The 18,786-nt window shown below is 77.3% G+C and carries 17 protein-coding genes; 10 read left to right on the top strand and 7 right to left on the bottom strand.

All coding sequences use genetic code 11. The features are described 5' to 3' along the window. Positions 1-68 precede the first annotated feature (68 nt). Positions 69-1,193, top strand: coding sequence for a hypothetical protein (locus ACOACO_RS02390; protein ID WP_420294662.1), 1,125 nt, complete (start codon positions 69-71; stop codon positions 1,191-1,193). Then, a complete protein-coding gene (locus ACOACO_RS02395) occupies positions 1,190-2,803 on the top strand; it encodes an ABC transporter transmembrane domain-containing protein (protein WP_420294663.1) in 1,614 nt (537 codons plus the stop codon). Before ACOACO_RS02390 ends, ACOACO_RS02395 begins: the two co-directional genes overlap by 4 nt. Here the strand turns inward: ACOACO_RS02395 and ACOACO_RS02400 are convergent. Continuing rightward, on the bottom strand, positions 2,716-3,465 hold the full coding sequence (locus ACOACO_RS02400; protein ID WP_420294664.1) for a hypothetical protein: 750 nt from the start codon (positions 3,463-3,465) through the stop codon (positions 2,716-2,718). The genes ACOACO_RS02395 and ACOACO_RS02400 overlap by 88 nt on opposite strands. A 119-nt stretch (positions 3,466-3,584) precedes the next feature. Between ACOACO_RS02400 and ACOACO_RS02405 the strand changes: the two genes are divergently transcribed. The 3 genes from ACOACO_RS02405 (at position 3,585) to ACOACO_RS02415 (ending at position 6,087) form a co-directional block, all read left to right on the top strand. Beyond that, the gene (locus ACOACO_RS02405; RefSeq protein ID WP_420294665.1) at positions 3,585-4,262 is read left to right on the top strand and encodes a TetR/AcrR family transcriptional regulator; all 678 of its coding nucleotides are present in this window, start codon (positions 3,585-3,587) and stop codon (positions 4,260-4,262) included. Positions 4,263-4,302: 40 nt separating this feature from the next. Then, on the top strand, positions 4,303-4,650 hold the full coding sequence (locus tag ACOACO_RS02410; RefSeq protein WP_420294666.1) for a TraR/DksA family transcriptional regulator: 348 nt from the start codon (positions 4,303-4,305) through the stop codon (positions 4,648-4,650). 168 nt (positions 4,651-4,818) lie between these two features. Beyond that, on the top strand, positions 4,819-6,087 hold the full coding sequence (locus ACOACO_RS02415; RefSeq protein WP_420294667.1) for an MFS transporter: 1,269 nt from the start codon (positions 4,819-4,821) through the stop codon (positions 6,085-6,087). On the opposite strand, the gene ACOACO_RS02420 is transcribed toward ACOACO_RS02415, so the two are convergent. Together ACOACO_RS02420 and ACOACO_RS02425 are read right to left on the bottom strand one after the other, a co-directional pair. Next, on the bottom strand, positions 6,060-6,578 hold the full coding sequence (locus ACOACO_RS02420; protein ID WP_420294668.1) for a GNAT family N-acetyltransferase: 519 nt from the start codon (positions 6,576-6,578) through the stop codon (positions 6,060-6,062). The two genes, ACOACO_RS02415 and ACOACO_RS02420, sit on opposite strands and share 28 nt — an antisense overlap. Positions 6,579-6,587: 9 nt before the next feature. Further along, positions 6,588-7,520 carry an oxygenase MpaB family protein gene (locus ACOACO_RS02425; RefSeq protein WP_420294669.1) on the bottom strand — a complete coding sequence of 311 codons (933 nt, stop codon included), beginning with the start codon at positions 7,518-7,520 and terminating at the stop codon, positions 6,588-6,590. Positions 7,521-7,692: 172 nt separating this feature from the next. Here ACOACO_RS02425 and ACOACO_RS02430 point away from each other — a divergent pair, with 172 nt between their 5' ends. Genes ACOACO_RS02430 through ACOACO_RS02440 form a run of 3 tightly spaced genes read left to right on the top strand, consistent with a single transcriptional unit; the run spans position 7,693 to position 13,714 of the window. Beyond that, complete coding sequence (locus ACOACO_RS02430; protein WP_420294670.1) at positions 7,693-9,276, top strand: DUF3375 domain-containing protein; 1,584 nt, start codon at positions 7,693-7,695, stop codon at positions 9,274-9,276. Beyond that, on the top strand, positions 9,273-10,223 hold the full coding sequence (locus ACOACO_RS02435) for a DUF4194 domain-containing protein (protein WP_420294671.1): 951 nt from the start codon (positions 9,273-9,275) through the stop codon (positions 10,221-10,223). Before ACOACO_RS02430 ends, ACOACO_RS02435 begins: the two co-directional genes overlap by 4 nt. Then, the gene (locus ACOACO_RS02440; protein WP_420294672.1) at positions 10,220-13,714 is read left to right on the top strand and encodes an ATP-binding protein; all 3,495 of its coding nucleotides are present in this window, start codon (positions 10,220-10,222) and stop codon (positions 13,712-13,714) included. Before ACOACO_RS02435 ends, ACOACO_RS02440 begins: the two co-directional genes overlap by 4 nt. A 37-nt stretch (positions 13,715-13,751) precedes the next feature. On the opposite strand, the gene ACOACO_RS02445 is transcribed toward ACOACO_RS02440, so the two are convergent. Continuing rightward, a complete protein-coding gene (locus ACOACO_RS02445; RefSeq protein ID WP_420294673.1) occupies positions 13,752-15,101 on the bottom strand; it encodes a cytochrome P450 in 1,350 nt (449 codons plus the stop codon). 73 nt (positions 15,102-15,174) lie between these two features. On the opposite strand from ACOACO_RS02445, the gene ACOACO_RS02450 reads away from it, so the two are divergent. Then, complete coding sequence (locus ACOACO_RS02450) at positions 15,175-15,813, top strand: TetR family transcriptional regulator (protein WP_420294674.1); 639 nt, start codon at positions 15,175-15,177, stop codon at positions 15,811-15,813. 25 nt (positions 15,814-15,838) lie between these two features. Here the strand turns inward: ACOACO_RS02450 and soxR are convergent, their stop codons facing one another. Then, complete coding sequence (gene soxR / locus ACOACO_RS02455) at positions 15,839-16,306, bottom strand: redox-sensitive transcriptional activator SoxR (RefSeq protein WP_420294675.1); 468 nt, start codon at positions 16,304-16,306, stop codon at positions 15,839-15,841. An 81-nt stretch (positions 16,307-16,387) separates the two neighbouring features. Here soxR and ACOACO_RS02460 point away from each other — a divergent pair, with 81 nt between their 5' ends. After that, on the top strand, positions 16,388-16,768 hold the full coding sequence (locus tag ACOACO_RS02460) for a pyridoxamine 5'-phosphate oxidase family protein (protein ID WP_420294676.1): 381 nt from the start codon (positions 16,388-16,390) through the stop codon (positions 16,766-16,768). On the opposite strand, the gene ACOACO_RS02465 is transcribed toward ACOACO_RS02460, so the two are convergent. Both ACOACO_RS02465 and ACOACO_RS02470 read right to left on the bottom strand, forming a co-directional pair. Continuing rightward, on the bottom strand, positions 16,765-17,418 hold the full coding sequence (locus ACOACO_RS02465) for a response regulator (protein ID WP_420294677.1): 654 nt from the start codon (positions 17,416-17,418) through the stop codon (positions 16,765-16,767). The genes ACOACO_RS02460 and ACOACO_RS02465 overlap by 4 nt on opposite strands. Beyond that, positions 17,415-18,749 carry a sensor histidine kinase gene (locus ACOACO_RS02470; protein ID WP_420294678.1) on the bottom strand — a complete coding sequence of 445 codons (1,335 nt, stop codon included), beginning with the start codon at positions 18,747-18,749 and terminating at the stop codon, positions 17,415-17,417. Before ACOACO_RS02470 ends, ACOACO_RS02465 begins: the two co-directional genes overlap by 4 nt. Positions 18,750-18,786 lie beyond the last annotated feature (37 nt).

Here is an 18,786-nt window from a genome sequence, read left to right on the forward strand (position 1 = left end):
CGTTCGATGAGAGCAGGTCTCACGGACGCCTCACGGTCGCCTCATCCGGCGCCCGCACGCTCCTCGTCATGACCACCCTCGCCGCCACCGCCACCGCCGCCCGCACCGTCCGCACCCTCGACCCACGCCGGCTGCGGGCCGCCAAGCTCGCCTACACCACCCGCCACGTCGCCGAGGACATCGCGACGAGCGGCACCGGCTACTCGCTGGTGGCGGGCGACGGCGTCGTCCCCCGCGCCGGCGACGTCGTGCTCGCGCGCGTCACCGCCATCGGCAAGCACACCCGCCTCGAGGGCCCCGGCTCGCGCCGCCAGCTGCTGTTCCCCGGCGACGAGGTCGTGGTGGCGTACGGCGCGCGCTACGCCCCCGACCAGTTCCTCGCCGAGGTGCCGGGCGACCTGGGCCCATGCCACCTCGTCGCGGCCGGCGGCCTGGCCGGCACGGTCGTCGAGCAGCACGCCGCCATCGCCGAGGCGACCAGCATCGAGCCGCTGGGCCTGCTGGCCGACGCCGAGGGCGCCGTGACCCTGGCGCGCACCGCGCCGTACGGCGTCGACGCCCGCGGACGCCTCGGTGACCGTCCTACCGACGGCCCGCTCGTGGTCGCCGTGCTCGGCACGTCGATGAACTCCGGCAAGTCGACGACGCTCGCGTGCCTCGTCAACGGGCTGGCGGCGGCCGGTCTCGTCGTCTCCGCCGGCAAGGCGACCGGCACCGGCGCCGGCAACGACGCCCACCTGTTCCGCGACGCGGGCGCGACGCGCGTGCTCGACTTCACCGACTTCGGCCTGCCGAGCACCTACCGCCTGCGGCCCGCCGAGGTGCGCGGCCTGTGGAGCGCCCTCGTCGACGAGCTGGCGCTCGACCGGCCCGACGTGGTCGTCGTCGAGCTCGCGGACGGGCTCTACCAGGGCGAGACCTCCGCCCTCGTGGCCGACCCGTCGTTCGCGACCGAGGTCGACGCCGTGCTGTTCGCCGCCCAGGACGCGATGGGCGCGGTCGCCGGCACCACGGTGCTGCGCGAGCACGGCCTGCCCGTGGCCGCCGCGTCCGGCGTCGTCACCTCCAGCCCGCTGGCCACGGGCGAGACGCGCCGGGCGCTGGCCGCCTCCGACGTGCCCGTCGTCGGCACGTTCGACCTGCGCGACCCGGCCGTCGCGACGCGGCTGGTGCGCGCCCGCACGTCGGCGTGAGCGCCCCCACCACCACCGACCGGTCGCCGCGCCTGCCGCCGCTGCTCGTCGGCCGGCGCCGGGGGCTGATGACCCTGCTCGTCGTCACCGCCACGGCCCAGGCCGCCCTGACGGTCGGCGTCGCGCTGCTCGTGGGCGCGCTCGTCTCGGCCCCGGCGGGCGGGACGCTGCCGGTGGCGGCCGGGCTGGTGGTCGTGCTCGCCGCGGCGGGGGGCACGGCGTACGCGGCGCGGGTGCTGGCCGAGCAGCTGGGCCAGGCCTACGTGCACGAGCTGCGCGGCCGGCTCGTCGGCGCCGCGCTGCGCGGCGAGGGGGCGCGCTCGCTCGGCGTCACCATCGCGCGCACCACGAACGACCTCACCGCCGTGCGGGGCTGGGTCGCGGAAGGCATCGCGCCCCTCGTCGCCGGCGTCCCGCTCGTCGTCGGCTCGCTCGGCCTGCTGGCGACACTGCACCCCCGGCTGGCGCTGGCCGCCGGCGTACCGCTCGTCTTCCTCGTCGCCGCGCTGCTCGCCGTCACGCCCCACGCCTACGAGCGGGCGGCGGCGCTCCGGCGGCGCCGCGGCCGGCTCGCGGGCCGGGTCACCGACAGCCTCCGCGCCCGCGACGGCATCGTGGCCGCCGGCGGCGAGGAGCGCGAGCTGCGCCGCGTCGCCCGCGACAGCCGACGGGTGGGTACGGCGGCCGTCGCCCGCGCGCGCACCGCCGGGCTGCTGCAGGCGGCGTGCCTGGTCGCGAGCGGCGCCACCGCGGCCCTCGTCGTGGCCGTCGCCCGGGCCGACGACCTCCCCGCCGGGGCGGTCGCGACGGCGCTGACCGTGACCGGTGCGCTGGCCGCGCCGCTGGCCGGGGTGGGCCGCGTGGCCGAGCTGCGCCAGAACTTCCGGGCCGCCCGCCGGGTCGTGGCCCCGCACCTGGGCGCTCCCCCGCCGCCGGTGCCGAGCGCCGCGCGCTCGGCGGCCGACGGCGACCGGGTGTTCGTGCCCGGGCTGCTCGACGCCCGGCCGGGCGACCGGGTGCGCGTCGCCGGCCCCGACGCCGCGACGACCACCGCGACGCTGCTCGCCCTCGCCGCGCCCGAGCCGGGCCACGAGGTCGTCGTCGACGGGTGGGACTGCGGCCGGGTCGGGCCGTCCGTGCGCCGGCGGCTCGTCGGGCTCGCGGCCCACGACGTGCCGCTCGAGCGCGGGACGGTGGCGCGGGCGGTGCGCTACCGCCGTCCCGACGCCGACGACGCGCAGGTGGGCGCGGCCGTCGCCGCCGCCGGGCTCGACGCCGTGCTCGCCCGGCTCCCCCGCGGCGAGCGCACCGAGCTGCGCCGCGGGGGACACCCCCTCACGCCCGCCGAGGTGGCCCGGGTCAAGGTCGCGCGGGCGGCGCTCGGCGCGCCCGTGCTGCTGGTGCTCGACCGCATCGACGCCGCGCTCGACGCGGAGGGCCGCCGGAGCCTGCGGGAGCTCGTGGCCGCGCACCCGGGCGTCGTCGTGTTCGCCTCCGACACCCCCGAGGAGGTCGCGGCGGGCTACCGGACGGTGGAGGTCGGTGCGACGGAACCGGGACGCACGCCGGCCCCTGCTCCCGCGCGCGTCGGCGACCCGGGCGGGCGCTGAGCGCCCGGCGCCCGGGCGCGGTCCACCGCGAGCAGCAGCAGCCCTGCGGCGGCCAGCACGCCGTGGGCCGTGCGCCCGCCCGGCGGCAGGAAGAACTGGGGGAGGTACGTCGCCAGCGCCGCCGCCGTCAGCACCAGGCCGGCGCGGGCGAGCGGGCCGGGGCTGCGCCGTACCGCCACGACGACCAGCCGTGCCCCCGCGAGCGCCAGCGCGACCCAGCCGAGCGCGAACAGCGTCACGGCGACCGGCTCGTAGCGGAACAGGTCCGCCGCGCCGTCGCCCGCGCTCAGCACCGCCGCGTCCCCGGTCTCGACGACCCGGCGGCCCACCGCGTGCAGACCGTAGGCCTCGGCGCCGTAGTAGGGCAGGAGCAGCGCCGTGCCGACCACGGCCGCCCGCTGCGCGGCCCGGTCGACGGCCGCCAGCCCGAGGGCGACCAGCACGAAGCCCGCCATCGCGAGCACGTGCGCCCACAGCCAGGCGGGGCGGGCGTAGAGCTCGGCGGCCGCGAGGCCGTCCTCGACCGCGTGGCCGCGCAGCGCGGGGTACGCCGCGAGCGCCGCGCCCGCGAGGCCGAGCAGGGCGGCGGGGGCGACGCGGCCGGCGCGGCCGGCGGGCACTGCGGGTGGTGCGGGCGCGCCGTCCGACGGGTGGGGTTCCATGGGTCCTCCGAATGTGAGCGATGCTCTCTGAATGAGTCCAGCGTGGGACATGCCCACCCGGTTTGCAAGAGCGGTGCTCACATTTGTCACCCGTGCTCGCGCCTGCCAGGATGCGACGGATGAGCGCGCGCCGCACCCCCCGCCAGATCGCCCGCGAGGAGACGCTGGCCCGGATCAAGACGATCGCCCTCGCCCAGCTGGCCGCCGAGGGCGCGCCCGGCCTGTCGCTGCGCGCGGTCGCGCGCGAGCTCGAGGTCGTCTCGAGCGCGGTGTACCGCTACTTCTCGGGCCGCGACGAGCTGCTGACCGCCCTCATCGTCGACGCGTACGACGACCTCGCCGCCCGCCTGGAGACGGCCGGCTCCGGGCAGGGGTCCGCCCGCGCACGGTGGACCGCGACCTGCGACGGGCTGCGGGCGTGGGCCGTGGCGGAGCCCCACCGCTTCGCGCTCGTCTACGGCTCGGTCATCCCCGGCTACCGGGCGCCGGAGACCACGATCGAGCCGGCGGCCCGGGTGCTCCGGGCGTTCGCGGCCGCCGTACCGGTCTCGGCCCGCCGGGTCGGGGGCGACGGGCCCACGGTGGCGCGTGCGCTGACCCTCCAGCTCGCGGGCACCGCCGAGGCGCTCGCCCTCGACCTGGAGCCGCCGGTGGTGCTGTGGCTCGTCGGGGCGTTCGCCCGGGTGCTCGGCGCGCTGACGCTGGAGCTCAACGGCCACCTGGTCGGGAGCTTCGAGCCCGCCGACGACCTCTTCGCCGCCCTCGTCGCGACGGAGGCGGACGCCCTCACCTGGTGATCCGGGGGTCGCTGTCGGCGGGGCGTGGCACGCTCGAGGGGTGAGCGGTACGACGGATGCGCTGCGGGCGGAACGGGCCTCCGTGCTCGCACGCATCGACCGGCTGCGCGCCGACCACGCCGGGTTCGTCGCCGCCAGCCGCGACAGCAACGCCGACGACGAGCACGACCCCGAGGGCGCGACCATCGCCTTCGAGCGCGCCCAGGTCGAGGCGCTCCTGCGCGAGGCCGAGCGGCGCCTCGCCGACGTCGACGCCGCGCTCGAGCGGGCCGGCAGCGGCGGCTACGGCACGTGCAGCGTCTGCGGACGTCCCATCGACCCCGCCCGCCTCGAGGTGCGGCCCTCCGCCACCACCTGCGTCGCCTGCGCCCCCGCGCGCCGGCGCTAGGTCCGCTCGGGCGCAGGTGGCGGTTTCCCCGGTGCACCGGGGAACCCGCCGCTTCCGGCCCCAAATTTCCCACCGGAAGCGGCGGGTTGCGTGTACAACCACCGCCCGGAAGCCCGCGCGCCGACCCCGCGTGACCGCGATGCACCGTCGACCCACGAAGGTGGGGCCATGACCACCAGCGCCCTGCGGCCCGTCGCGGTGCCGTTGTACGTCGGCGGGGCGGCGCTGTCGCTCTTCGGCAACTCGGCGATCGCCATCGTCCTGCCGTGGCTCGTCATCAGCACGACGGGCGACCTGTCGGCCGCGGGCGTCGTCGCGGCAGCCTCGGGCATCGCGGCGGTGCCCGCCACCTTCGTCGCGGGCCAGCTCGTCGACCGCCTCGGGGCGCGGCGCGTGGCGGTGGTGGCCGACCTCGGCAGCGCGACGGCCGTGGCGTCGCTCGCGGTGGTCGACCTGCTGTGGGGCCTCGACCTGGTCTGGTTCATCGCCCTCGGTGTCGCCGGAGCGGTCTTCGACGTGCCCGGCATGGGCGCCCGTCAGGCCCTGCTCGCCGGCGTCGCGCAGGTCTCCGGGGTGCGCACCGACCGGGTCGCGGCGCTCTACCAGGGCGGGTTCTCCCTCGCCTTCCTCGCCGGCCCGGCCCTCGCCGGCGTGCTGCTGTCGTGGTGGGACCCCGTCGACGTCGTCTGGTTCACTGCCGCCTGCTCGGCCGGCGCCGCCCTGCTGACGCGCCTCGTGCCCGTCGCCGAGGCGCCCCCGGTGGCCGCGGAGGACGCCGGGCTCAGCGGGCTCGGGGTCGTCTTCCGCAGCCGCGCCCTCGTCGCCGCCGTGGTCATCGGCTTCGCGTCCTCCTTCGTGTTCCAGCCGCTGCTCGCCGTCGTGCTGCCGGGGCACTTCACGCGGCTCGACGCGCCGGGCCTGCTGGGGGCGAGCATGTCGGCGTACGCCGTGGGGTCCCTCGTCGGCGCCGCCGGCTACGCGATCGTCACCCGGCGCTCCCGGCGCCTCGCCTACGTGCTCGGCCTCGTCGTGATGAGCGCGGGCACCTGGCTGGTCGCGCCCCTGGGCGCGGGCGGGTTCGTGCTGGCGGGCATGGCCGCGATGGGCCTCGGCGGCGGGCTGTTCGGCCCGGTGTGGAACGTCTACATCGCCGAGAGCGTGCCCGCCCACGTGCGCGGCCGCGCCCTGGCGTGGCTCAACGCGACCAGCCTCGTCGCCGGGCCGCTGGGGCTCGGCGCCCTCGCCCTGCTCCTCGACGGCACGACCGACCTCGGCCTCGCCGCGGCGCTCATCGCGGCCACCTGGACCGTCGCCGCGACCTGGGCGGTGCTCAGCCGCGGCGGGCGCGAGCTGTCCGGCCCGGCCCCGACCCCCGCCGTACCGGCCGGCGAGCCCGGCCCCGACGGCGCTCAGTCCGCCGGCAGGTCGATCTCGTAGTAGTACGACGTCACGTCGGGACCGCGCCGTTCGTGGCGGTCGAAGCCCACGGACTCGTAGAGCGCCACGGCGGCCTCGTCGGCGCTCGTGGTGGTGAGGTCGAGGTACGTCGCGCCCCGCTCGTGCGCGTGCGCCATCGCCGCCCGCAGGAGCACCCGCCCGTGGCCGCGACCGCGCAGCGCCGGGGCCACGTAGAGCTCCGCCAGGTAGGCCTCGTCGGCGTCCTCCCACAGCGAGCGCCGCAGCCGCAGCAGCGCCAGGCCGTGCGGGCCGGGCCGGGTCGCGGCGTCCACCTCCAGCAGCACCACCGCCGTGTCGGCGCCCAGCAGCGCGCGGACGCGGTCGGCGAGCCAGGCCTGGGCGGGCGCGGGCTCGTCGTACTCGGCGTTGAAGGCCCGCAGCAGCCGCGCCACGTCGTCCGCGTCGTCGGGCCCGGCGACCCGGGTGCGCGCCGCGCCCGCCGACCCCTGTCCCGCCGGCCCCTCCCCCATCGGCCCGTCTCAGTCGACGGCCGCGGTGCGACCGGGCGGCTCGGGGCTGTGGCGGTGCACGGGGCAGGTGGGCGCGAAGGTGCCGAGCCGGTCGACGCGGAACCCGGCGGGATAGCTGCGCCCCCGCGCCGTGCCGGCCAGCGACCGCGGCCGCCGCCGGGCGGGCAGGAGGGCCACGGTCCGGGCCCGGGTGCGCAGCGCGGCGAGGGTGGCGCGTCGTACCCCCGCACCCGGGTCGGGGTAGCCCAGCGCCTCGCGCAGCGGCGGGTCCATGAGCGCGAGCGCGGCGGCGTGCACGAGGTGATGGGTGCCGACCGGGCCGAAGCCGGCGACGAGGTGCAGCAGCGCGTCGGCGACCTGCCGGGCGCCCGGGTCGTGCCCGAAGTGCTCGCGCTCGTGCGCGTCGACGAGGGCGGCGAGGTCGGCGTACGTCGTCGGCAGGCCCGGCACGTGCATCCTCCGGGCCACGTGGCGGTGGTAGTTGATGCTCGCCTCCAGCTCGGCCGCGGTGAGCGCGCGCCAGCCGTGCCGGGCGATCCACCGCGCCGGCACCACCACCTGGGTGGCCAGCGCGTAGCGCAGGTCGCCCTCCTCGATGTCGTGCATCGCGTGCATCTCGTTGATCCGCCGGAACGCCGTGCGCCCCCGCACGCTGTCGAGCCCCTCGACGAGCGGCACCTCCATGAGCAGGGCGGTGTCGTCGTACCGCTTCTGCGGGCGCTGCCGGAACTCACCGGTGCGCGCGAGCAGCGCCCCGATGCGCGGCACCGCCAGCGTGCGCAGCTGCGCGGCGACCGCCGCGACCTCCATGTCCCACGGGAACTCGTGGAGCACCGTGTTGCGGTGGATCTCGGCGTAGTCCGTCGCCGGGTCCAGGCGCGCGACGCGGCGCCGGCGGCTCGACAGCGCCACGACGACCACCTCCGGTGTGAGGTGGCTCACGGTACGGCGGACCCGCCGCCCCGGCAACGCCTCCGGCCGGGTCCGTGGACGGGCACCCGGCGGGCCTGTGGACGAGCGCCGAGGCGGATGGCCGGACCGTCCCCGTCGGATGGGACGATGCGGGGCGTCAACGGGCGGGAGGGCCCGCCGTACCGAGGGGAGGAGGCTGGTCGTGAGCGACATCGTCGACGAGCTGGCGCGCACCGGCGAGGCGTTCGAGCAGCCGACGCTGCGCCTGCTCCACCAGCGCCACGCGCCCCTCGTGCTCGCCGTCTTCCGCTCCTCGTTCGGCCGCGACAACGCGCCGATCCCGACGGGCCGGCTGCACGAGCAGGTCGAGACCTACCTCGCCGAGCTGCGCCTGGCGGGCACGGAGAACCTCCCGACGGGCAGCGGCCGCGACCTGTGCCTGCGCTGGATGCGGCGCAAGTGGCTCATCCGCGCCAACGACCCGGAGACCGACGGCGAGGTCTACACGCTCACCTCCTACGCCCAGGCGGCGCTGGAGCAGGCCCGGACGCTGTCGCGGGAGCGCTCGAGCCTCTCGGAGCACCGGGTCGCGAACATCGTCTCGGCGTTCCGCCGCTTCAACTCCGAGGCCAACCCCGACCGCACGACCCGCGTGACGATCCTCAACCAGGAGATCGCGCGGCTGCGCGCCGAGCGCGACCGCCTCGTCGACGGCGGCGACCTGCCGGTGGCGGGCGAGGACTACATGCTCGAGGGCTTCACCGAGCTGCTCTCCCTCGTCGGCGGGCTGCCGAGCGACTTCGCGCGGGTGGAGGAGGCGTTCGTCCGCATCCGCCACGACATCCACGAGCAGTTCCGCGCCGACGAGCGCCCCGCCGGCGAGGTGGTCGACGACTACCTGGCGCGCATCGACGAGCTGACCACCGCGACCCCCGAGGGCCGGGCCTTCGAGGGCGCGTTCCCGCTGCTGCGCGACGAGGCGCTGCTGCAGCAGCTGCGCGAGGACATCTCCGACCTGCTCGACCACCCCGTCACCGACACGATCCTCGGCGACACCGACCGCCGCGAGATCCGCGACACCGTCAAGCAGATCCGCGCCGGCCTCGATCGCGTGCTCGCCCAGCGCAACCGCGCCACCGCGACGCTGCGCGGCAACATCGAGGCGCGCGACGTCAACCGCGACCGCGAGCTCGAGCGGGTGCTGCGCAACCTGGAGGGCGAGCTGGGGCGCTGGTACGCCGCCACCGGCCCCCGCACGCACGTCGGGCTGCCGCTCCTGCCCGAGCGCGCCGCGGTCGACCACCTGCGCGAGCGCACCTACGACCCGACCGAGGACAAGGCGCCGCCGCCGCTGCGCCGGGCCGACGCCGACGGCGCCGAGGCCGTGTCGTGGACCGCGCTGCGCGCCGCCGGCGGCCCGTCGATCTCCGAGCTCGACGCCCTGCTCGACGACGCCCTCGCGGCGTCCACGGCGACCACGGTCGGCGAGCTCTTCGCCTCCCTCGACGACGAGCTGCGCCGCCCCGTCGAGGTCTTCGGCCTCCTCCACCTCGCCGAGCGCCGCGCCCTGGCCGACGGCGAGGGCACCGAGGAGGTCGTCACCGTGCGCCCCGACGGCTCCCGCCGCGTGCTGCGCGTGCCGCAGGTGCGCACGGTGCCGCGGCCCCCCGCCGTACCGGCCGACGCACCCCCCGCCGTACCGGCCGACGCACCGGCCGACGCGCCCGCCGCCGCATCCACCGAGGCGCCCCCGACCACCCGCAGTCCCGCAGGAGACGACCGATGAGCACCACCACCGAGGAGACCTGGGACGGCACCGACGCCGACCGGCACGACCCGGACCACGCCGGTCTCACCGACGACCTCAACCCCGAGCTCGAGGGCTCGTCGTCGCTGTCGCTCTTCGACGGCGACGAGGGCGGCCTCCCCCTCGCCCAGCGCCGCGCGCTGCTCGCGCTCGTCAAGCTGCGCTTCGTCACCGCCCGCACCCACCCCCGCGAGTGGGAGGCGCTGCTGGAGAACCCCCGCGCGGTGGCCTCGCGCCTCAACGACCTGTTCCTCGAGCTCGTGCTCGACCGCGAGCACGAGGTGGCCTACAAGCGGCAGGCGGTGCCCGAGGCCGGCGGTCGGTTCCCGACGCTGCTGCACGACACGGCGTGGAACCGCGAGGAGACGATCGCCCTGGTCTTCCTGCGCAACCGGCACTTCACCGACTCCGCGCGCGGCGACGACCGCGTCTGGGTCGACGTCGCCGACGTGGTCGGCCACGTGATGGCGATGCGTCCGCCCCACTCCACCGACGCCGCCGGCGACGAGGGCCGCGCGCGCAACGCCGTCGCGAGCCTCTACAAGGCGGGCCTGCTGCTCGGCCCGGCGACCGGCGACCGCTTCGAGGTCAGCCCCGCCGTCGAGGCCCTGCTCCCGCTCGACCGCCTCCAGGAGCTGCTGGAGTGGCTGCGCACCCCGCCGCCGGAGGACGACCGCGCCCCCGACGAGCCGGTGCCCGCCGACGAGCTGGGGGACGCGCCGTACGACGGTGCGCCCGCCGACGACGAGGCGCCGGCCATCGAGCCGACCGAGGCCGGCGAGCCCGCCGAGCCCGAGGAGGAGCTCGAGCCCGACACGGCGTTCGACGACCTCGACCTGGGGCCCGCGGACGGCGGCGGGACCGACGCGACCGGCACGGCCGACGCCACCGACACCGCACGCACCGAGGACGAGGACCGGGCATGAGCGACGAGACGACCGTGGCCGACGACCTCGAGACCATCGAGGCGCTCGAGGCCGACTTCGACGACGAGGGCGCCCCGGACCCCGAGGACCGCCTGCTCGAGGCGGCCGACGAGGCGCTCTTCGGCATGCACGGCGCCACCGAGGGCAGCACGCAGTGGCGCATCGCGTCGATGCAGCTCGTCAACTGGGGCGGGTTCTCGGGCCACCACGAGGTGCGGTTCTCCCGGGACGCGACGCTGCTGACGGGCGCGTCGGGCGTGGGCAAGTCGTCGCTGCTCGACGCGTGGACGACGCTCGTCATGCCCTCCGACACCCGCCTCAACGGCGCCTCCAACGACATGACGACGGGCCGGGCCCGCTCGCAGGGGCAGCGCAACCCGCTGTCCTACCTGCGCGGCGTCGTCGACCAGACGGAGGACCGCGAGACCGCGCAGGCGCGCCAGGTGACGCTGCGCGGGTCGGGCGAGGACACGTGGGGCGCGGTCGCCGCGACCTTCGTCGACGACCGCGAGCGGCGGTTCACGGCGCTGCGCGTCTTCTACGTGCCGCGCCGCGTCACCCGGGCCCCCGACGTCGTGATGCGCCTGGCCACCCACGAGGGCCCCGTCGACCTCGGGCTGCTGCAGGCAGCCGTCGCGACCCGCTTCCAGCCGCGCGACCTGCGGGCCCTGGTCCCGGGGCTGGCCGTGCACGAGACGTACGCCGCGTTCGCCGCCCGGCTCTACACGCGCCTGGGCATCGGCGCGAACGGCGACGGCGACAAGGCGCTGCGCCTGCTGGCACGGATCCAGGCCTCGCAGCCGGTGCGCTCCGTCGACGAGCTCTACAAGGAGATGGTTCTGGAGCGGCCGGCCACCTTCGCCGCCGCCGACCGCGCCGTGGAGCACTTCGACGACCTCGAGGGCTCCTACGAGACGATGATCACCGAGCAGCAGAAGGCCGACCTGCTCGCCCCGATCACCGACCTGCACGACCGCGTCACCGGCGCCCAGGCCCGCATCGACGAGCTCGACGCCTACGGCGCCACCCGCAAGGGCCCGACGCCGCTGCGGCTGTGGGAGCTCACCCGGTACGGCGCGCTGCTCGACGCCGCGGTCGGCGCCAACCAGGCCGCCCGGGAGGCGAACCGCAGCCGGCGCTCCGCGCTGGGGCGGCGCAGCGCCGACCTGGAGGCCGAGCTGGTCGCCGCGCGCGAGGCGCACCGCGGCGCCGGCGGCGAGACGCTCGAGCTGCTGGCGGCCGAGCTGCGCAAGGAGCAGACGCACGCCGACGAGCTGCGCGAGCGCCGCGAGCGCCTCGCGCCGCGCGTGGCGGTGCTCGACGTGGACCTCTCGTCCGCCGAGGACGTGGCCCGGGCGCAGGCCGCGGGCCGCACCCACGCGGCCGAGCACGAGGCCACCACGGCCCGCCTCGACGAGGCGGGCACGGCGCTGGCCCGGGCCCAGGGGCCGCTGCTGGCCCGCAAGGCGGAGCTGACGAAGGACCGTGCGTCGCTCGCGGGCCGCCACGGGCGGGTGCCGCGCGACCTCGACGAGATCCGCACCCTGCTGGCGCAGGCCGCCGGGCTGGAGGAGCTGCCGTTCCTCGCCGAGCTCGTGGACGTGCGCGTCGACGAGGCGCGCTGGCGGCCCGCCGCGGAGACGGTGCTGGGCGGGGCGGCCCGCCAGCTGCTCGTGCCCCGCGAGCGGCTGCGGGAGTTCTCCGCGGCCATCGACCACCTCGACCTGCCGCGCCGCATCACGTTCGTCGGCGCCGACGTCGACGCCGACGCGCCCGACGAGCAGCCGCGCGACCGGCTCGCCGGGAAGCTGGAGTACCGCGCGGGTGCCTTCGAGGGCTGGGTGCGGTGGTACCTGGCCGACCCGTCGCGCAACGCCCTGTGCGTGGAGCGCGCCGAGGACCTCGACGGCCCCGGCCTGCGGGTCACCCTGGCCGGCCAGACCCGGTCGGGCTCCCGGGGCTCGCACGGGCGCAGCGGCGGCAGCGACGTCATCGGCTTCTCCAACACCGAGGCGCTCGCCGCCCTCGACGCGGAGCTCGCCGCGGTCGAGGCCGAGCTGGAGCGCATCGACGCCGAGCGGCGCGACCTGGACGAGCAGCGCCGGCGCGCGGCGGCGGTGCTGGCGGCGTACCAGGCCCTGGCCGACGTGCCCTTCGCCGACATCGACGTGGAGTCGAGCCTCGCCCGCTGTGCGGAGCTGAGCGCCCAGCGCGAGCGCGTGCTGGCCGCCGACGACGGGCTGCGCCAGCTCGCCGACGTGGTGGGCGACCTCGAGCGCCAGGCGCGCGAGGCCGGGGTGGAGCTGGCCCGGGCGCGCGACGAGCACGAGGAGCTGCAGGCCGAGCAGGGCCGGCTCGTCGAGCTGGAGGACGCCACGACCGACGAGCGCGAGGCGATCCTGGCGGCCGGCGAGGTCGTGCTGGACCCGGAGCAGGCGGCGGCGCTCGACGCCGAGTTCGCCGAGGCCGTCGGGCCCGGCGACCCGACCGCGCTCGACCGCTTCGAGGAGCACTGCGCCCGGCTGCGCGACCGGCTGGGCGCCGCGTCGCGCGCCGCGTCGGAGCTCCTCACGGCGGCGAGCGAGGAGCTGCGGCGGATCTTCACCCAGTTCCTCACCCGCTGGCCCGACCCGAACCTGGGCACGACGCTGCTGTCCTACCGCGACTACGCCGACATCCTCGACGACATCCGCCGCACCGGCCTGGCCGAGCGGCGCGCGGAGTGGCAGCGCCGCCTCACCGACTGGTCGGGGCAGGACCTGGTGCCGCTGCAGCAGGCGATGGCCGCAGCGGTCGAGGAGATCGAGGACCGGCTCGACCCGATCAACGACATCCTGCGCCGCCTGCCGTTCGGCGCGGGCAACGACCGGCTGCGCATCCGGATGCGCCGCCTCGCGCCCACCGAGCTGACGCTCTTCCTCAAGGACCTGCGCGCCCTGACCGCGGGCGCCGGTCCGGAGGAGACGAGCGGGGAGCTCGAGGACCGGTTCCGCCGGCTCCAGGGCTTCATGGCCCAGCTGCGCCGCCGCGACGACCCGCGCGCCGGCACCGAGAGCCGCCACCGCGACCTCCTCCTCGACGTACGACGGCACGTCGAGATCTCCGCGGAGCGCTACGACCCGCGCACGGGGGCGCACCAGGCGTGGTACCGCACGCTCGGCGAGAAGTCGGGCGGCGAGTCGCAGGAGCTGGTGGCGTTCGTCATCGGCGCCGCGCTGCGCTTCCGGCTCGGCGACGAGCTGCGCTCGCGTCCCCGGTTCGCGCCGGTGTTCCTCGACGAGGGGTTCGTGAAGGCCGACGCCGAGTTCGCCGGGCGCGCGGTGCAGGCGTGGCGCGGGCTGGGCTTCCAGCTCGTCGTCGGCGCGCCCTTCGACAAGGTCACGGGCCTGGAGCGGCACATGGACGAGTTCCTCGAGGTCGTGAAGAACCCCGCCACGCAGGAGGCGCGCGTGCGCCGCGTCGTCGACGCCGAGGAGCCCGCCAGCACCTGACCCCACGACCCCGCCGGGTCGCGCGGGCCGCGCGGGCTCAGCCCCCCAGCGAGACGGGGAGCGTGAGGTAGCCCCGCAGGATGCGCGTCGTACGGCGGCGCGCACCGTCGCGCACGCGGAGGTCGGGGTGGCGCTCGTGGAGGCGCTGGAGCGCGACGCGCCCCTCCATCCGGGCGAGCGCGGCGCCCAGGCAGAAGTGCCGGCCGGAGGAGAACGAGACGTGCTCGCGGGCCTCCGGGCGCGTGATGTCGAACCGGTGCGGGTCGGTGAAGACGTCGGGGTCGCGGTTCGCCCCGGCCAGCAGCGTGGTGACGACCGACCCGGCCGGGACGTCGACGTCGGCGATGCGGGTGTCGCGCTCGGTGGTGCGGCCGGTGAGCAGCACGGGCGGGTCGTAGCGCAGGACCTCCTCCACGACGTTCGCCCACAGGGTGTCGTCGGCGACCGCGGCGGCGCGCTGGTCGGGGTGCTCGGCGAGGAGGGCGACGCCGTTGCCGATGAGGTTCACCGTCGTCTCGAACCCGGCGGCGAGCACGAGGCCGGCGGTGTTGCGCAGCTCGTCCTCGGTCAGCGGCGTGCCGTCGTCGTCGCGCGCGGCGACCAGCTGGCTGAGCAGGTCCTGGCCGGGCTCGCGCCGTACCCGCTCGACGTGGCGGCCGAGCCAGGCGTCGAACTGCCGCAGCGAGCGCTCCACCGCCACGAACTCCCCGAGCGGCAGGCCGATGTCGAGGCTCGGCGCGGCGCGCGTGCCGAAGCCCCGCACGAGGTCCTCCTCCTCGGTGGGCACGCCGAGCACCTCGCAGATGACGAGCACCGGCAGCCGGGCGCAGTAGCGCTCGACGAGGTCGACGGGGTCGGTCGCGTCGGCGGCCAGCTCGTCGAGGAGCGCGTCGGCGATCTCGACGGTGCGCTGCTCGAGCCGCTGCACGGCCTTGGCCGAGAAGACGCGCGTGACGAGGCGGCGCAGGCGGGTGTGGTCGGGCGGCTCGATGGCCAGCAGCGACGGCGGGCGCAGGGGACCGAGGGGTGCCGAGCCCTGCGACCACCCGCCGAGGCGGCCGAGCGGGCCGCCGCCCCGCAGGTCGATGCCGGCGCGCACGTCGGGGCTGCCCAGCACCTCCTTCACGATCTCCAGCCGCGCCGTGACGAAGGACAGCCGCGAGCGGTAGAGCGGCCCGGCGGCCCGGATGGCGTCGAAGACCTCGACGGGCATCCCCTGCGTGCGGTTGGCCTCGAGGAGGGCGCGGGCGTGGAGGTCGCCGGAGCGCGCGCTCGCGGTGAGCGCGAGCCGGGGCGCGGCGTGGCCCAGGCCCCAGCGGGCGGCGAGCTGCGCGGTGTCGCGGGCCCGCGCGCGGGTGGGTCGGCGCTGGATGGTGGTGGTGCTCATGGGTCCTCGCCCTCGGCGGTGGGTGCCAGTCGATACCGGTCGGTATCGGATACGTTCCGGTATCGTGGCGCGGGTGTCAACACCCCCCGCCCGCGAGCGCGCCCGGCGACCGGGCCGCAGCGAGGTGCGCGCCACCCTGCTGGCGGCCGCCACCCGCGTGTTCGCGCGCCGCGGGATCGACGCGGCGAGCGTCGACGACGTCGCGGCCGCGGCCGGCTACACCAAGGGCGCCGTCTACTCGAACTTCGCCAGCAAGGACGGGCTGGTCGCCGCGATCGTCGAGGAGCAGACCGCGGCCTACCTCGAGCTGGGCCTCGCCGCCGCCGCGTCCACCGACGGCCCGCTGAGCGCGCGGGCCCGGGCCCTCGGCGACCGCCTCGACGCCGCCTCGGCCGACGAGCGCGACTGGCACCTGCTCTTCGTCGAGCTGTGGCAGCGCGCCGTGCGGGGCGACCCGGCGGTCGAGGGCTTCCGCCGCCGCCGCACCGCGATGCGCGACGCGATCGCCGCCGCCGTGCGCGAGCACGCGGAGGCGTCCGGGGCCGAGCTCGTCGTCCCGGCCGAGCACGCGGCGGTGGCGATCATGGCGCTGGCCAACGGCATGGCCCTCGAGCGGCTCGTCGCCCCCGACGACGCCCCCGACGGGCTCACGGGCGAGCTGCTCGCGGGCCTGGCGGCGTCGTTCTCGCGCCCGGCGCCGGGGTCGCGGTAGCAGCGACAGCCGCCGACCACCGCTCCTACCGCGACTGCTCCGGACGGGGCGCGCCCAGCCGCCGGGCGCCCGGCCCGTCGCCGGCGAGCACGTCGCCCGGGTTCGAGACCGGGCAGGTGTCGAGCGACAGGCAGCCGCAGCCGATGCAGTCGCTGAACCGGTCGCGCAGGGCGACGAGGCGCTCGATCCGCTCGTCGAGCTCGTCGCGCCAGGCCAGGGACAGCCGCGCCCAGTCCTCGCGGGTCGGGGGTCGGCCGTCGGGCAGCGTGGCGAGCGCCGCGCGGATCCGCTCCAGCGAGACGCCGACGCCCTGGGCGGCGCGCACGAACGCGATGACGCGCAGGGTCTCGCGGCGGTACTCGCGCCGCCCGCCCGCCGTACGACGGCTCGTGATGAGCCCGAGCCCCTCGTAGTAGTGCAGCGTCGAGACGGCCACGCCCGCGCGGCGTGCGAGCTGCCCCGGCCGCAGCCACACCGTCTCGCTGGCGGCCACCACGTCACCTCCCGCCTTGACGTCAAGTCCACTTGACGTAGTCCCCTGGAGGCCAGTGAACACGACGAGAGGCATCCCCGCATGAGCCGCCGCCCCCTGACCGACGTCGAGCGCCGCTTCCTGGCCCACCCTGAGGGCCTGGCGCGGCTGGCGACCGTGGACGCGGCGGGGCTGCCGCACGTCGTACCGACCGTGTGGCGGTGGGACGAGGCGACCGGCGACCTGCTGCTGACGGGGCGCGACCTCGCGCGCACCGTCCGGGCGCGCAACGTGGCCGCGCACCCGTTCGCCGCCGCGGTCGTCGACGGTGTCGCCGACGGACCCGGCTGGCAGCCGTGGGCGCTGGCGGTGCGCGGGCCGGCGCGGTACGACGAGCGCGTCGCCGCCATCCGGCTCACCCCGGTCGACGTGACGTCGTGGGGGCTGGCGGCCCGGGAGGCGGCGCTCCCGGCGGCCGGTTAGCCCCCGAGCCCGTGCCGGTGCGCCCAGACGACGGTCTGCACGCGGTCGCGGGTGCCGATCTTGGTCATCGCCCGGCCCAGGTGGGACTTCACGGTCGTGGTCTCGACGACGAGCGCGTCGGCGATCTCGGCGTTCGACAGGCCCTGCGCGAGGAGGCGCACGACCTCGGTCTCGCGCTCGGTGAGCGCCTCCACCAGGCCCGGCTCGAGGGTGGGCGCGCTGCGGCGGCGGGCGAACTCCTCGATGACCCGGCGGGTGATGCCGCCCTGGAGCAGCCCCTCGCCCCCGGCGAGCCGTCGGACCGCGTCGACGAGCTCCTCGGGCTCGCAGTCCTTGAGCACGAACCCGCTCGCCCCGGCCTCCAGCGCGCCGAAGACGTAGTCGTCGAGGTCGAACGTGGTCACGACGAGCACCGGCGGGGCGGCGTCGCCGTGCTCGTCGCGGATGGCGCGGGTGGCGGCGAGGCCGTCGCCGCCGGGCATCCGCACGTCCATGCACACGACGTCGGGACGGGTACGACGGACCGCGGCCACCGCCTCGGGGCCCGACGAGGCCTCGCCGACGACCTCGAGGTCGGGGTGCTCGGACAGGATCACGCGGAACCCGGCCCGCACGACCGCCTGGTCGTCCACCAGCAGCACCCGGATCACGGCGCGCCCCCCTCCCCGTCGGTCTCGTCGCTCCCGCCGCCCCCGGTGGGGAGCTCGGCGCGCACGCGCCATCCTCCGGCGCCGCTCGGACCGGTGTCGAGCCGGCCGCCGACGAGCTGCACCCGCTCGCGCATGCCGAGCAGGCCGACGCCGCCGGTGGAGCGGTCCCCGGCGGCCCGGTCCCCCGCGTGGTCCCCCGCTGCGGGGTCGCCGCCGTCCGCCGCGCGGGGCGGCGCCGCGTTCGTCACCGTCACGACGAGGTGGTCGTCGTGGCCGACGAGCTCGACGACCACGGGCGCGCCCGCGGCGTGCTGGCGGGCGTTCGTGAGCGCCTCCTGCACGAGCCGGTAGGCGGTGACGTCGGCCAGCGGGTCGAGCCCGCCGACGCGGCCCTCGCGCCGCACCTCCACCTGCGTGCCGAGCGACCGGGCGTCGGTGACGAGCTCGTCCAGCACCGCGAGGCCCGGCACCGGCCCGCCGTCCTCCGCCGTCGCCGGGTCGCGCAGCACCCCCACGAGCATCCGCAGGTCCTCGAGCGTGCGGCGGCCCTGGGCGCGGATGGCCAGCAGGCCCTCCTTCACCGCCGCCGGGTCGCGGTCGACCAGCCGGGCGGTGGCGGTGGCCTGCACGACCATGGCCGAGAGGTGGTGGGCGGCGATGTCGTGGATCTCCCGGGCCATCCGGGTCCGCACGCCGGCGATCGCGGACCGCACCCGCTCCTCCTGGGAGGCCTCGGCCTCGGCCGCGCGGCGTCGCACCACCTCGACGTACCGACGCCGGGTGCGCACGTTCGAGCCCGCCAGCGCGGACGCGGCGTACGCGAGCGCCCCGCCGACCACCCCGGCCAGCCCCACGCCGAGGGCGCCGGCCGGGACCGTCACCGCCACCGAGCCCACCAGCTCCACGAGCACGGCGAGACCGACGGCCCCCGCCGCCGCCCGCCCGGGCAGCACCGTCGCCGCCGCGTAGGCCGCGAGCAGCGGGGCCGCGCCCCGCACGCCGGAGTCCGCCGGGGTGACCGCGACGATCGCCACCTGCACCGCGGCGACGAGCAGCAGGCAGGTCACCGGGCGGGTACGCCGCAGCGCCAGCAGCAGGCACTGCACCACGCTCAGCGCCGTCAGCGCCGCGACGACGGCGGGACCCACGGAGGTCTCGTCGCCCGCGGCGCCCAGCAGGAGCACCGGCGGAAGCACCACCGCGGTGGCGACCGCGACGAGCACGGCGAGCAGCGCGTCCCGCTGCGGCGCCCGGGTGAGGCCGCGCCGCGTGAGCCAGGCGTCGAGCCGCGCGGCGGGGGTGGGGGGTGCCGGGTCGGCGGGGGCGGTCATGGGTCCTCCGTGCTCGGGGGTCGTCACGAACCTAGTG

This window comes from Nocardioides sp. CPCC 205120 (assembly GCF_048654585.1).
Classification (GTDB): Bacteria; Actinomycetota; Actinomycetes; order Propionibacteriales; family Nocardioidaceae; genus Nocardioides.